Origin of the sequence: Pseudothauera hydrothermalis (assembly GCF_003345255.1) — a bacterium.
Classification (GTDB): domain Bacteria; phylum Pseudomonadota; class Gammaproteobacteria; order Burkholderiales; family Rhodocyclaceae; genus Pseudothauera; species Pseudothauera hydrothermalis.
Window position 1 is genome coordinate 1042982 of record NZ_CP029331.1, and the last position, 14555, is coordinate 1057536.

A 14555-nucleotide genomic window follows, 5' to 3' on the forward strand; every position below is an offset into this window, starting at 1 on the left:
ATGCAATGATATAACATTGCATTTGTGTATTCCATGGCGGCCGCCTAAAATTGCCCTCATGAACATCATGTGTCCGGGCGCAGCTAACAAGAACACGGATCCTCTGGATCGTGCAGCTGCCCGCTGCGCGGCGCGCGGGGTGCGGTTGACACCAATTCGCCGTGATGTGCTTGCGTTGCTTCTTCGGCACGAGAACGGCCTGAAAGCCTATGATCTGCTCGCCCAGATCAAGCAACTACGCAGTAACGCAACCCCGCCGACGGTTTATCGGGCACTGGACTTTTTGATTGAGCAGGGGTTGGTTCACAAGATCGGTCGGATCAACCAGTTCGTGGCCTGTCGTCACGAATCGCATGACCTACCCGGTCTGTTCCTGGTCTGTCCTCGTTGCGGGAAAGTGAGCGAACTTCAGGATGCGGCTCTGATGCAATCGTTGTTGCGTAGCATCGGCCAAGCCGGGCATGCACTCGACTGCCCGGAAGTGGAAGTTACCGCAACCTGTCCGGATTGCCGTGGCTGTCGTCCAACGGCGTGCTGTTGAGCGGAGTCTTCAACTGGCCGGTGCTCAAAGACCGCGCTCGCGGGCGTTGCGGTCGCGTTCGACCTTGAAGATGTAACGCTGGATCAAGTTGTTGGCGCTGTTGGGCAGATCGACGAATTCACAGCCGACGCGCAGCACCTCCACGCCATTTCGATTGGTCAGGCGGAACACGTTGCGAACCCGCATGCGCACGCTGACCGGGCCGAACTCCGGCAGATTCACACGGCAACCGTCGAACTCCATGCCGGGAATGAAATCCATGTCCTCCGGCGGCGCGATGATGGCCATGCCGCCCCCGGAAATATCCAGCACCCGCGCCTCGATGCTGCGCGGCTCGCCATCTTCTTGCGGAACGGGAATGAGGCAGGTCAGCGCATGGGTGACGGGGGCGACCAGCCGGTAAAATTCGCGGCGTTGCAAACGCAGCAAACGCTCGGGACGGTTGGCCAAAAAAGCGTCGCGCCCTTGGTAGGTGACTTCCTGAATGCCGTTCAAGGCAAACTGAATCTTGATGCCGTCGAGCTGGGTGGCGCAGACCAATTCATCCGTGGATGCCACCCGGCGATTCATCGCCGCATCCGGGCTGACATCGAATACCACCCGCTCCTCGTTGTCGATCAGCGCGAGGATGGCGGTCAGAAAAGACTGGTTACCCGTGGGCAGATAAGTGGTGATCAAGGCCCGGTGTTCGACCAGTGAGCGCAGGATCTGCTTGATTTGCCGGGCATCGTGCAACAGATACTGGGCAAAGTCGTCAGAGCGGAGCAGTTCGACGCGCGTGGTGTTTTCGGTGCTCATGCAAAGGCCGGTAGCTGCGGTGCGCAAGTAGGATGAGGTCCGATTCTAAAGCATGGACGGTTGCACGTCGCCGGCATTAGCGGGCATGAAGGCGCGCTATTTTGGCTTCAAGGCGGCGTGCTGTTTGCTTGCGTGCCCCCATCTGTGCCGGGTGGCGTGTCGGGCAGGGTAAGTTTGGATGGCGGCGGTGCGTCAAGCTCGCCTTGTTCGACCCGGTACAGCCAGGCCAGCAGTTCGGCCACCGCCAGGTAGAGCTGGGGCGGGATACGTTCGTCCAAATCCACCTGCATCAGCAGCGCGACGAGTTCGGGCGATTCGTGCACATAAACTCCCGCTTCGCGCGCCCGGGCAATGATTTCCTGGGCTATCAGGCCGCGCCCTTTGGCAACGACCCGCGGGGCGGCGTCGCCGGCGGAGTAGGTCAGCGCTACCGCTTCGTCGCGGCTGGCTTGCCGATCAGGCTCAGGTTGCATCGGCCACCTCGACTACCATGCCGGTCAGTGGCACGCCCGCGGCATCAAGCGCTTTTTCCAGCGCTGGCTGGCCGGCTTGCAAGGCTTGGGCGGTATCGGCATCGCCGGCCTGGATGCGCAGTGCGAGACCGCCTGCGCCAAGTTGCAGATGTGCTTGCACGCTGCCCAGACGTGGCAGCGTCAGACGCAGCGAGGTGCGCCACTCGGGGGGCTGGTCGCGGCCGTCGCCATGGCCTTCGCCTTCGCGCCCCGGGTCTTCGATCCGCCATTCGATCGGCTGCCCCGGCCACGCCTGACCGTGCCAGACATATTGCTGGGTGGCCAGCGCATCGAGTTGCTGGTGCACCATGGGTAACAGACGCTCCGGTATTGCCGGCAGCCGCGCGGCGGGGGCGCTGTCCGCCTGCGACGAGGCGCCGCTGGCACGCTCGAATGTGCCGGCTGACATGGCGCCGGTCTGCCTGCCCGCCGCGGGGCCGGCCGCCGCTGCGTGCTGTGGTGTCTGCGGCGTTGGGCTGGCGGATTGCTGGGCTTGCGGCTCCTTCAGTAGTGCTGCGATATCGATTTTTCCGGCCAGCCATTGGGACTGATGCGCTTCGTAGAACAAACCGCTTTGCGCCAGTGCCTGCCGCAGCACAGGGGCCAGTGCGGCGCCGTTGGCCGGCGGGGCGGATAGCAGGGGTTTGCCGCCGGCCAGCGCCGCCGGTTCGGCGGCCGGTTGGCCGGTCAATAGAAAGCTGATCAGACGTCCGGTGGGGCTGAGTTCCGGCCGGGTGATGGAGGTACCCGCCGTTGCCGGCGGTTCGGCCAGTTGGGCAAAGACCGCACGCGGCGTGGTGTGGGTGACGACAAGCTCCAGGGTATCGCCGGCGTTGGCTGTCTGGGGAAGCGCCAGGGTGATCTGACGGCCGGCGACAATGGCCTGAAAGGTGCCGTCGGGCAGGGCGCGTTGCAGGGCCGCGGTGATACGCTGGCCAGGCAACAAGTCCGGGAGTTGGGACTGAATCTCGCGCGCACGCTGCAGACCGGGTAGCGGCGGTTCGGTCTCAAAGAAGCGGGCTTCGGTGAGCAGGCGCAGGCGGGCGGCGAGGTCGGCGGGGATCATGGACTAGCCTGTCATGGCGATCGGATATCCAGCACGGTTCGAATGCATCGACACGGTCAGAACTCGGCGCTCCGATAAGCGTTTCGCACAGCCCGGTCTTTGACGCTGCCGGACAAAAGCTTGCGGGTTTCCTCCAACAGCGGCCCGACGTATTCAAGGATCTGGGCGTCGATCTCCAGCATGCGCGCGATCTGGGTTTGCATGGTTTCGATGCTTTCCCGGCTCAACTCTATAGGTGTGTGCTGTTCGACCGCGCGCATGCGTAACTGCGCCAGGGTGTGTTCATGGGCGCTCAGTGCTTCCAGATCGTTGTTATGGGCTGCCGCCAGCATGGACGCGTAACACTGATACATGGCCGCGCAGATTTCCGGTGTCAGCATCGCAGTGCGCTCCTGTGCGTGTTCAGCCGCCGGCTTTGGGGGTGATTTGGCGCCAGGCGTCTTGCAGTTCGGCCAGCAAGCCTTGGACTTCTTTCAGGGCGGCCAAGTCGTTCTTGAGGTTTGCCCAGAACAGCCGGGAGGTCATGTAGTTGTACAGCGCAGACAGGCGTTCGGCCAGTTCTCCGCCTTGCTCCGGGTCCAGGCTGGCGTCCAAACCGTTGGAGATGATATCGATGGCTTTGGAGATGGCCGCACCCTTGGTGGCTAGGTCGTTGTTTTCCATCGCGTACTTGGCGGTGGCCAGCGCGGTGCTGGCGCCTTCGAACAGCATCAGGATCAAGCGGTGCGGGTCGGCCGTCTCGATGGCCACATCGAGACTGACCTGTTGGTAGGCTGCTGCGGCTTTTTTGGTCGAAGCGAACATTATCGGTTACTCCAGGACTGCAGCGACGCAAGTTGCTGAGCCAAATAGTTACTGGTGTCCTTCATGCCGGCGACCAGGGTATCCAGCGCGGTAAACTGCTTGCGGTAACGCTCTTCGATGCTGGCCAGACGCTGATTCAGGATCGTACGCTGCGAATCCAGATCCTTGATCATACGGTTGACGCTATCGGTCAGATTGTTGATGGTGCCGCCGGTGCCTACGACGCTGTCGAGCGAGTTCTTGAACGCTTCCCCGATATTGGTGGTCAGTCTCAGCACTGCGTCATAGTCGTTTTCCAGCGCACGGTCGAGTTTGGCGCCATCGACCACCAATTGCCCTTCCTTGCTGAAGGCAATGCCGATGTCGGCCAGGCGCTGAAACTGTGTGTTGCCACCGGCGGTGGTGTTGAACACCAGGTTGCGCAACTGCGCCTGCGTGGTGCGAATGACCGCCTGACCCTGTAGCGGCCCGCTTTCCTTGGTTTCCGGGTTATAGGCGCCAAGATTGGCGATGGTGGACACCGCCTCGTTGAGGCTTTTGACAAACGCGTTGAGGTTGGCCTTCAACGCCGTGGTCGTATCCTTTTTGACCGTGATATTGGTCGGATTGCCGGCATTGGTTGCCTTCAAGGTCAGCGTCACGCCGTCGAGTGCGCCCGAGATGGTATTGGTGCTGCTGGTGATGGCAATACCGTTCAAAGTGAGGGCGGCATTCTGCGCTGCCCGCCCGCCTTGCGCGGCATCCTGGCTCATACTGCCGGTTGCGGTTTGTGGGTCGAAATCGAAACCGGTCAAGCCGGAGAGCTGCATCACGTTCTCAGTGCCGGAATGATCGGAAGTGAGCACCAGCCGGGCTCCTGCGGTGCCGGTGATGATGGTCGCGGTCACCCCGCCTTTGGCGGCATTGATCGCATCGCGCAAGCCGGCCAGCGTGTTGTTCGAGGAATCGATGGTGATTTCCAGTTGGCGGCTGCTGTCTGGGGTGTAGACACCACCGACCAGGGTACCGAAGTCGATGGTGAGTGTTCCAGTGGCGATGGTATCGTTGGCGCTAGCAAAGGGCGAAGAGACCAGTCGGTGGCTTTGCGCCAGGCTGGTGACTTCGAGCGCATAGACGCCGGCGACCGCGCCGGAGGCGGCGCTGGCCGTGGCGACATTGGTGTCGGCCACGGTGGCCAAAAATGAGGTGTATTTTTCGGCCGCGGTTTGCCCAGAACCCGGCAGCAAGGCCGAGGCCGAGGACTGCAAGGCAGACAACGCGCCCTTTAGCGAACCCAGTGCGGAAATGCGCGCCTGATAAGACGCTTCCTTGCGCTGCAGGTTGATCAATGGTTGCTGTTCGACCTGCATCAGGCCCTTGAGAATGCCGGCCAGATCCAGGCCTGATCCTACGCCGAGTGAAGTGACGCCAGCCATGTCGTATCTCCTGAGTGGTCCGAGCCAAAGAAAGCAGAAATCATGCCTTGTTGTGGATCAACAAGCCTTGCAGCCGATCCAGCGCCTTGGCGATGTTCAGGACTTCTTCAGACGGAATTTGCCGCAGCACCTCCTGGGTTTGCAGGTCGATGACCTTGACGATAGTGCGTCCGGTGTCGTCGTCCAGCGAAAACTGGATGCTGTCGTTGATCGGTTGCACAAACTCCCGGATGCGCTTGACGGCCTCTTCGAGCGCCTGCGGATCGTTTGCCTGCTCCGGCTGTGCAACCAGTGCGATACCAACGCTTTGTTCGACTGCATTGACCTCGGCACTGCGGTTTGACTGCGGTGTGCCGCGAACGGTCGCCTCATCCAGCTTGCCGGCCGGGTTTGCCAGCTCATAGCCGCCGGGTGCCACAGGCGTGCTGCTGCTCAAAGGTTGGATGCTCATGATGGGCTCCTTGAACTACTCAAGGCGAAACGGCGCGGTAGCCGTGCCGCTACCGCGCCGCCGCTTTTACCGCAAGGTCGCTGCCGATCAGCCGCGCAGCAGGCTCAGCACATTTTGCGGCAGCGCGTTAGCCTGGGCCAGCATCGCGGTACCCGCCTGTTGCAGCACCTGGGCGCGAGTGAGCGCCGCGGTTTCGGCCGCAAAGTCGGCGTCACGGATGCGCGAGCGGGAGGCCGACAGATTTTCCACCGACGTCTGCAGATTGGCCACGGTGGCCTCGAAGCGGCTTTGCAGCGCACCGAACTTGGCGCGTTGGCCGTTGATTGCATCCAGTGCGCTGTCGACCACACGCAGCGCGTTGGTGGCGCCGGAAACGGTGGAAATGTCGAGCTCCTGCACTTTCTTCAAGGTGCTGCCCACCGTGGTGCTCACCGCGACCGCGCCGCTGCCGAGCACGCCGGCAGTAAAAGCGGCGTCCGAGGAGGTGGTGATCGAGTACGACTTGGACGAATCCAGCGTCACTTGGCCGGCCGCGGTGAGGGTGCCCGAGGTGTTCGCGGCAAGCGTTTCCGTGGTGCCGGAGCCCAGGATGATGCCGGCCGTTGCCGCGCCGGTGCTGGCCGCCCCGATGTTGATCGAGCTGCCATCGTCGGTGCTCAGCAGGATGGCATTGTTGGCGCTGTTCAAGCGCGCGGTGATGCCGGTCTTGGAGCTGGCCTCGTTGATGGCATTGACCGCCTGAGTCAGGCCGTCCGCGGTATCGGCGTCCGATACGGTAAAGGAGACGGTCTGGATGGTGCCGGGGCCAGCGGCGTTGGACGAAAAGAGCTGAACCGAGAAGTTGCCCGAGGCAGCAAAATCCAGCACGGTTTCGGTGCGGGCCGAGGCGCGCACCCCGGTGGTCGGTTGCGAGTTAATCTTGGCGGCAATGTCGCGCGCGCTGTCGCTGGTGGTCGTGGTGATGGTTGCCGAACCGCCCGCGCCATTGATGGTCACCGTGCCGCCGGAGGCCACGGCGGCGCCGGTAATCGCCGACCCGGTGCTGGTACCGCTGACCGCGGTGGACTGGGTAGCGTTACCGATCTGATAAGTGCCGTATTGGCTGGTGCGGAAATCGGTGGTGGTGGCGGTGATGGTCTGGTTGGCATTGGCACCGACCTGATACACCAGCGAGCTGTTGGAACCGTCGAACAGCCGGGTGCCGTTGAATTCGGTGGTGTTGGCAAAGCGTTCCAGTTCGGCCACCAGTTGGGTGACTTCGGCGTTCAGCGCGGCACGGTCGGAAGCGCTGTTGGTGGCGTTGGCCGATTGCACCGCCAGCTCGCGCACCCGCTGCAAAATGTTGCCCATTTGGTTCAGTGCGCCTTCGCCGGTCTGTGCCAGGGACACGCCGTCATTGGCATTGCGGCGGGCTTGATCCAGGCCGCGGATCTGCGCGGTAAAGCGTTCGGAAATGGCCAGACCGGCAGCATCGTCCTTGGCGCTGTTGATGCGCAAACCGGACGACAGGCGCTGCAGCGAGGTGGCGAGCGCGTTGCCGGTACCCGCAAGATTCCGCTGTGCGTTGAGCGACGCGACGTTGGTGTTGATGACGGCAGACATTTTGGTTCTCCTCTTGGAAAGAAGGGCTCTACGGAGGTCGGGTCAGGGCGTCAACCGCTGCTCCTTGGGTGCATTAACGGACGGTTGCATAAAATCTTGAGGGCAATTTTTGCCGCCTCGGGATGTCGACGTTAGAAGCGGAACCAAGCTTCCATCCATTCATCCAGGTGGTCCTGCAACAGCCAGTGTTGGCGCACATGCTCACGCAACGCGTCACCGCGTGCGGCCAGCGCGTCCGGGTCGGCCAGATGCTCGCGGATGGCGGCCACCCAGTCGCGGGTGCGGTTCTTGACCAAGGTGACCGGAAAACCGCAGCGGTAAGGGCCAAAATCGCTGGCAATCACCGGATAGCCCAGAATGCCATACTCGAGCAGCTTGAGGTTGCTCTTGCAAAGGTTGAAGTCATTGTGTTCGATCGGTGCCAGCGCCAGGTCCAGATTGAGGGCGGCCAGTTTTGCCGGGTAGTCGGGCGTTGGCACACCCAGGTGGAATTCCTGCACATAGGGGCGGATGGTGTCCGGGCACATGCCCAAAAACACCCACTCCACCTCGTTGGCCAACTCGCGCACCACATCGGCAATTTCTGCCAGGTCGCCGCCGTGGCTCAGCCCGCCGGCCCAGCCCACCCGCGGTTTGCGTCCTGCGCGGCGGCGGGGTTGCAAATGGGCCCATTTTTCGGCGTCGATCCGGTTGGGGACTACGCGAATCTCGGGGGCGTACGCGCGATAGGCTTCGGCCAGCCCTTCGGTGGATACGATGAAGCGGTCGCACAACTCCAGGCCCCTGCGCAGCCGTTTGGCGATGTCTTTGGGAATATGTGCGCGGTGAAAGCTGCGCACCGGGACATTGGTGATGAGGTCATCGAGCTCATACACCAGTTTCAGCGAGAAGAACTTGCGATACTGCTCAAGGTGCCGGAGCTGGTCGTCGGTTACCTGGCGCTGCAGCAGCAAGGTGTCGGCATCGAAGGCGCTCAAGTCCAGCGGGTTGTAGTGGTCGGTGCCCAGATAACCGTCGATCCGGCCGGCGGCCATGGCGGCCTGGAAGGGTTCGATGACGCGGTAATGACCGCAGCCCATCAGGTCGGCCGGAAAAGCCAGCAGGCGCGGCAGCGGTTTCCAGGGCAGCCGCAGGCGGCTGACCTGGGGTTTTTCGGCCAGCGCAAAAGGCAGGTTGCGGCTGAGGTTGCGGTTGTAAAACGGGTCCTGGGCAATGTCGGGCAGCCATTTTTTCAGCAGCGCCTGTTCGTCGGCCGGGTCGACCGTGGGATAAGAGGCGCGGGCTTCGATCAGCGTGATGTTGGGCGTCCACAACATCCTTAGCCCGGCGCGTTTGAGCCGCAGGCAAAAATCGATGGCGGCCGCCGTCGGATGCAGGCTGGCGTCGAGCCCGCCGGCTTCCAGATAGGTTTGTCGACGGAAGGCCAGCGCGGCAAGCGATAGTGCGCTCGGATTCTGGGCGACCAATTGGCGGCCAAAATGCCCCCAATCGTCAAACCGGCGGGCTTGGCCGAAGCCGGTGGCCAAACCGCCGCAGCCCAGAATGAGCGCATTGCCGGTGAGCGTGCCTTGGGCATCGACCACCCGCGGCGCCACGGCCCCCAGTTCCGGCCGTTGCGCCAGGGCGGCCAGTTGCTCCAGCCAGTCTTTGGTGGCCGGCTGCACACCGGGGGAGAGCAGCAGGACGATGTCCGCATCGGTTTGGCGGATGGCGGCATCGAACAGCGCAAGAAGGCTGTGCTCGGCAGGACGCCGATAAACCTCGATACCGGCCGCTTCGGCTTCGGCGGCATCGGCCTGGGTCAGATAATCCAGCACCTCCGGCGCGGCCTCTGGCGAGATGAACAGCAATAGCTTGGCGTGGGCGTATTGGCGTTGCAGAAAGGTCTGCTCCACCAACTGCCGGCATGCGTCGAGCGATGCCGGGGCTTCGCAAAGCAGGGCCACGGTGGGCTGGCCGTCGAGCCGATGACGGATATGGCGGCTGCCCGGCAGCAAACCGGGGCTGAGTGTCACCGGCTGCTTCAGGCGTGCGAAGAAGTCTTCGACCGCGTGCCGGTCGCCTTCTTGGTCGCGCGGCAGGCTGCGACGCGGATGGCGGCGATACAGGACATCGGGCAGATGCTCGACGCTGCGCTCACCGCAGTTGGCATAAATGCGTAAAACCAGGTCGTAGAGCGGATCGCCAAAGCCGCGGATGCGCAAACCGCCCACTTGTCGCACGGCGTCGGCCCGGATGAATACGCCGTTGCCCAGATAGGGGAAGGCCAGCAGGTAGTCCGGGGAGAAATCCGGCTTGAAGTACGCGGTATCCGGTTTGCCGGCTGCGTCGAGCTGGTCTTCGTCCACATAGACCACCGCAGTGTCTTTGCGCCGTAGGCCGAGTTCGGCCACATAGGGCAGGGCGTGTTCGACCACCTGGTCGCCCGCTTCCAGTAAAAGCAGCCAGTCGGCCGGGCTGTCGGCAAAAATCTGCGCAACGTTTGCCCACGGGGTGTCGGAAGATACCCAGTGCATGTGGGCGGAGGCGGCAATGGCCGCCGGTGCGGTGCCGGGTCCGATCAGGGTGAGGCGATGGTGGGCGTACAGTTGCCGGGCAATCGAGCCCAGCGTGCCGGCCAGTTGGTCGAGCGTTTGCGCGCTGCAGACGATGACGATTTCGAACACCGGCGGTTTGTCCAGCGCGTCGAAGTAGCGGTCGAAGGCGCGCGCTTCGTGCACGGTCATCTGATGGGCCTGCAGAAACTGCAGGTAGTCGGTGTGCTGGCCGCGCCAGAAAAAGCTGCCCATCTTGGGTGGCGCATAGCCGGTGAGCGGCTCGCTGCCCGGCGTTGCGGTGACAAAAAACTGCCCGCTAAAGAGTTCGTTGAGATCTTGTTCGCTCAGGTCGCGCAACACCATCTTGCCGGTATCGATGGTGCAGGGCAGGGTTTTCTTGTACTGGTTGAGTTGCCCGATCAGGGTCGGATCGAGCCCGTAACGCACATCCAGGATGCGATAGCCGGTTTCAAACAGAAAACGGCGCAACTCTTGGAAGGTGAAAAAGCGCAGGTGGGTGATGTCGAGAATGCCGTTTGCCGCATACCGCCAGTAGCCGTGCGCCAGATCGTCCAGCAGTGGCAGGAAGCGGATGTTCGGGATGCTGATCACCACTTGTCCGTCCGCGGCAAGGTAATGGCGCAGCTTCACCATGACCTGCCAGGGGTTGTACATGTGTTCCAGCACATCGGCGCAGATCACCAGATCCAGGCTGCCGGGCTCGATGCCGTACGCTTCCAGCTCGATTTCTTCAAATTTGCCGGATATGACCGAATCCAGCCGCTCGGCGGCAATCTTTGCCGCCGCCTTGTTCAGTTCGATCCCCCAGACCTTGGCCTTGGGATATTTTGCCTTGAGGTAAGCGCCGGTGCCGCCTGCTCCGCAGCCGATGTCCAACACCCGCGATGGCGCCCGCCCGAGCGCTTCGACCAGGTCGCTGCGTACATTTTCGTGATAGCCGGTGGCATCGATGTCCGGGACATCCAGGCAGGTTTGCCAAACGTAGTCAGTCATGGTTTTTGCTCAGGCTGGTAAAGGGGCGGAACGAAAAAGACCGATGCATGGCGGCAGTGCGATGGCATGGTCTTTCCCCATTTGCCGCAGTTTAACCCAGATTGCTCATCCGGCCGGCCAGCGCCTTGAGTCGGTTTGCGCGGGCATGCGTGATGGCCTTGCCGTGGCCCTGCTGGCGTGGCCTGTATGTATCCCGATGGCAGCTCTGGGTGCGGGTTTGTGGCGAATCAAGCGGTTTTTTTGATTCTGGCATGGTGATTGCTTCTGAGAGGCCATCCGCGATCGTCGTCGCATCGGGCGGCAACCACTGCCGAAGACAGCGGAACGCAACAGGAATGTCCAATCCAGGAGAGCCATCATGTCTCAGGTCATCAATACCAACGTTGCTTCGCTCAATGCGCAGCGCAACCTTTCCCGCACGTCCGGAGAACTGGCGACGTCCCTGCAGCGCCTGTCATCGGGCTTGCGCATCAACAGTGCCAAAGACGACGCAGCCGGCTTGGCGATCTCGGAGCGGATGACCGCCCAGGTCAGGGGTATGAACCAGGCGATGCGTAATGCCAACGATGGCGTGTCGCTTGCCCAGGTGGGCGAAGGCGCCTTGAACCAGATGGGCAACATCTTGCAGCGGGTGCGCGAGCTGGCGGTGCAATCGGCCAACGCCACCAACAGCGCTTCCGACCGTGCCGCGCTGAACGCTGAAGTCACTCAACTGGTGGCCGAACTGGAACGTTTTGCCAACGCCACCGAGTTCAACGGGCTGAAAATGTTCGATGGCAGTTTTGGCTCGGCGGTCTATCAGGTGGGCGCCAATGCCAACCAGACCATCACCGCGATCACCACCGATTTTCGCACCAGCCAGTACGGCACTTATCAGATCGGTAACGCCACCCAGTCCACCGCAGTCAGCGGCACCAGCACCGGGTCGGCGATTACCGGAGCCGCCGTGGCCTCCGGCGGCACGGTGACCATCAACGGCGCAGGCGGTTCGGCAAATATCACTACGACCACCGGCGACAGCGCGCGCGATATTGCCGCCAAGATCAACTCGCAACCGACCACCGGGGTGCGTGCCTCGGCCCGTACCGAAACCGTGCTGGACTTTTCCGCCTCGGGCAATTTCTCGATTCAGCTCTTCTCGTCCAACGCCGCCGGCCCCAGCAGCATCCAGACCGTCTCCTTTACCGTATCGAACCAAAACACCGCGGATGGCCTGACTCAGGCGGTCAATGCCATCAACGAGGCCAGCTCCAAGACCGGCATCACCGCACGCTTGAACAGCGCCAACGATGCCATCGTGCTCAGCACCGACGATGGCAGCTCGATCAACATCGGGGCGGCCAGCACCGGTGCGGCAACGGCCGGTATTCAACTCGGCTCCGGCGCCACCTCCGGCACCCTTGCCGCCAACACCGTGGGCACCATTACCGCGGCCGGCCAAGTGACGCTGGATTCGTCCAAGTCGTACTCGATCACCACTTCCTCGAACGCCGCTTTCACCGCCGGCGTACTCGGCAGCGGCGCGGTCGCGGTGAGCACCACGGTCGGCAGCACCTTGCAGAAAGTGCAGGAGCTGGACATTTCCACCGTCTCCGGCGCCACCAACGCGCTGCGTGTGGTCGACAGCGCACTGGATGCAATCAACGGCCAACGCGCCAAGTTCGGTGCGCTGCAAAGCCGCTTCGAGGCGGCCATCAAGAACCTGCAGACTTCGGTGGAAAATCTCTCCGCATCGCGCTCCAGAATTCAGGATGCCGACTTTGCAGCCGAAACCGCGGCGCTCACCCGCGCCCAGGTGCTGCAACAGGCCGGCACTGCGATGCTGGCCCAGGCCAACGCGCTGCCGCAAAACGTGCTGTCTTTGCTGCAACGCTAAGCGCAGGGCGAATAGGCCGGGCAGGACCCCTGCCCGGCGCTTTTTGGCATGCTGCGCCGGGCGGGATCAGGAGGCGGCGATTTCCACCCGGTTCTTTCCGCTTTGCTTGGCCCGATACATCGCCGCATCGGCGCGCGCGACCGCGTGTTCGAGGGGCTCTCCTGGCACCCAGCGGGTTACGCCGGCGCTGAAGGTGATGAACACTTTTTTGTTGTCGGCAAGGAAAAAAGTGGTGGTGAGCGCGCGCTGCAGCCGGGTCAGCGCGGTGGCGGCTTCGGTCAGCTCGGTGTCCGGATAGAGCAGGATGAATTCCTCGCCGCCATAGCGCGCCACGCTGTCTTGCGGGCGCAAATTTTCACGGACCACCCGGGCCAGATGTACCAGCGCATCGTCACCGCTTTGGTGACCGTAGGTGTCGTTGAGCTTCTTGAAGTTATCCAGATCCAGCAGCGCTATGCACAAGGAACTTTGTCGGCGGGCGGCGCGGGCGGCTTCTTTGTCGAACATTTCCTCCAGCCCGCGGCGGTTCAGGGCGCCGGTGAGCGGATCGTGACTGACCAGCCGGCTGGCTTCGTCCAGCTCGGCCTGCAGCGCAGCGATACGCGCTTCGGCCTGTTGTACCCGCTGCTGGGCGGCGAGCAGTTCGTTGCGCGAGCTGGCGGCGCGCTGCTGGATGTTGCGGGTCTCGCGCATGACTTCGTCGAGCACATGGCCGATTTCGGTGATGTCGCGCGCGGCGGCGATTTTCTGGGCACATTGGCCGATGGTGTCGTGGTAGCTGCCGGTGGTTTCGGCAAATTGCGCCAGTTGATCGACGAAACCGGCAATCATTGCCTTGATGGTCTGCTGCGCTTCGGACAGGTTGTGCTTGAGCTGGCTCTGTTTGTAGATCACTTCCTTGAGCCGGCGCTCGGCGTCATCGATGAGGCGCAAATTGGCGGGCTTGTCGATTACTTGCCGCAGCACTTCCACCTGTCCGTGCAGCCATTGGTCATCGAGCACCAACTCGTCGATGTTGGCAAGCAAAAGGCGCAGCAAATTGAGTAGGCCGCTACGCACCTCGGCGGCATCGCCGGCGGCCATTTCCAGCTTGAGCGCAAAGCGGCGCAGCAACTCGCCAAACTGGCGCAATTGCTCCAGGCTGGCGGCGGCGTCGATACGCTCGGCCAGCGTGGCCGCCTCGCGTACCAACTCGGGCTGTTCGGCCAGCGAAGCGGGGACGACTTCTTTGAGCGTGCGCGACAAAAGCTCGCGTAAGGCGTCGACCAGCTCGCCGGCTTCGCCAGCAGCCAGCAGGCGCGGTGCCACGAGCGTGGCAGGCGAGTCCTCTGCGGCCGCGGTGGCGGCGGCCGCATCGGTGCCCGCGGGGGCAGGCGGTGCCTCGGCCGGGGTCTGTGACCACGACCGGATTAGGCTCTGCAGGCGGCTGTACAAGGTGTTGGGGTCCGCGGCGCTCAATACGCGTTCGAGCGATTCGCGCTTGCGGGCGGTGGTCCAGCCCGCGTGACGCGCCTCCCATTGGCGCAGCAGTTGCGCGATCAGCTCGTTCCAGGCGGGCTGGGTTTCGCGCCCCAGAGCAGCGAAATATTGCGCCAGTGCGTCGCGGGCCGCGGCGTCGTCGCGGGCTGCCACCGCCTGGTCGAAGGCGCGCGCCAAGCGTAGCCGTTCAGCGCTGTCGCGCGGCAACTGGCGCGCCAGGGTGCGCAAGAAGGCTTCCGGCACCGGTTCGTCTTCGGCTGTGAGGCCGGCGATTTCGTTGTACAGCGTGCGGTAGTGCTCAGGCGTGGGCGGCACCCGGCGCAAGGCAAGCTGGCGCAATGCTTCGCGGGCGATCTCGGAAGGGTTGCCGGGAGGAGCCATAGGTCGGTACTCGTGGTGTGCTCGATGACAGATTCGGTCCGGATGGGGCGCTTAACAGGCCGTTGAAAAACTACTGCGG

General features: G+C 62.9%; 12 protein-coding genes. 2 read left to right on the forward strand and 10 right to left on the reverse strand.

Going from position 1 to position 14555, the window contains the following annotated elements:
* Nucleotides 1-58 precede the first annotated feature (58 nt).
* Entirely contained in the window at nt 59-541 is a 483-nt protein-coding gene (locus tag DIE29_RS05105; protein WP_102042101.1) for a Fur family transcriptional regulator, read from the forward strand.
* A 24-nt stretch (nt 542-565) separates the two neighbouring features.
* On the opposite strand, the gene DIE29_RS05110 is transcribed toward DIE29_RS05105, so the two are convergent.
* The 9 genes from DIE29_RS05110 to DIE29_RS05150 form a co-directional block, all read right to left on the reverse strand.
* Nucleotides 566-1339: a flagellar brake protein gene (locus DIE29_RS05110; protein ID WP_108080339.1), complete on the reverse strand. Its 774-nt coding sequence runs from the start codon at nt 1337-1339 to the stop codon at nt 566-568.
* A gap of 107 nt (nt 1340-1446) precedes the next feature.
* Complete coding sequence (locus DIE29_RS05115; protein WP_114649396.1) at nt 1447-1812, reverse strand: EscU/YscU/HrcU family type III secretion system export apparatus switch protein; 366 nt, start codon at nt 1810-1812, stop codon at nt 1447-1449.
* Nucleotides 1802-2917, reverse strand: a complete 1116-nt coding sequence (fliK, locus tag DIE29_RS05120) for a flagellar hook-length control protein FliK (RefSeq protein ID WP_102042098.1) — start codon at nt 2915-2917, stop codon at nt 1802-1804. The genes DIE29_RS05115 and fliK overlap by 11 nt, the downstream gene beginning before the upstream one ends.
* A gap of 56 nt (nt 2918-2973) precedes the next feature.
* Complete coding sequence (locus DIE29_RS05125) at nt 2974-3297, reverse strand: flagellar protein FliT (protein WP_114649397.1); 324 nt, start codon at nt 3295-3297, stop codon at nt 2974-2976.
* A 22-nt stretch (nt 3298-3319) separates the two neighbouring features.
* Nucleotides 3320-3721, reverse strand: coding sequence for a flagellar export chaperone FliS (fliS, locus tag DIE29_RS05130; protein WP_114649398.1), 402 nt, complete (start codon nt 3719-3721; stop codon nt 3320-3322).
* Nucleotides 3721-5136, reverse strand: a complete 1416-nt coding sequence (fliD, locus tag DIE29_RS05135) for a flagellar filament capping protein FliD (protein WP_114649399.1) — start codon at nt 5134-5136, stop codon at nt 3721-3723. The genes fliS and fliD overlap by 1 nt, the downstream gene beginning before the upstream one ends.
* Nucleotides 5137-5176: 40 nt before the next feature.
* A complete protein-coding gene (locus DIE29_RS05140; RefSeq protein WP_114649400.1) occupies nt 5177-5587 on the reverse strand; it encodes a flagellar protein FlaG in 411 nt (136 codons plus the stop codon).
* 87 nt (nt 5588-5674) lie between these two features.
* The gene (locus tag DIE29_RS05145) at nt 5675-7189 is read right to left on the reverse strand and encodes a flagellin N-terminal helical domain-containing protein (protein ID WP_114649401.1); all 1515 of its coding nucleotides are present in this window, start codon (nt 7187-7189) and stop codon (nt 5675-5677) included.
* Nucleotides 7190-7320: 131 nt separating this feature from the next.
* A complete protein-coding gene (locus tag DIE29_RS05150; protein WP_114649402.1) occupies nt 7321-10740 on the reverse strand; it encodes a methyltransferase domain-containing protein in 3420 nt (1139 codons plus the stop codon).
* Between the two features lie 358 nt (nt 10741-11098).
* Here DIE29_RS05150 and DIE29_RS05155 point away from each other — a divergent pair, with 358 nt between their 5' ends.
* The gene (locus tag DIE29_RS05155; protein ID WP_102042091.1) at nt 11099-12616 is read left to right on the forward strand and encodes a flagellin N-terminal helical domain-containing protein; all 1518 of its coding nucleotides are present in this window, start codon (nt 11099-11101) and stop codon (nt 12614-12616) included.
* 66 nt (nt 12617-12682) lie between these two features.
* Here DIE29_RS05155 and DIE29_RS05160 read toward each other — a convergent pair whose 3' ends face one another.
* A complete protein-coding gene (locus DIE29_RS05160; protein ID WP_114649403.1) occupies nt 12683-14476 on the reverse strand; it encodes a GGDEF domain-containing protein in 1794 nt (597 codons plus the stop codon).
* Nucleotides 14477-14555: the final 79 nt, after the last annotated feature.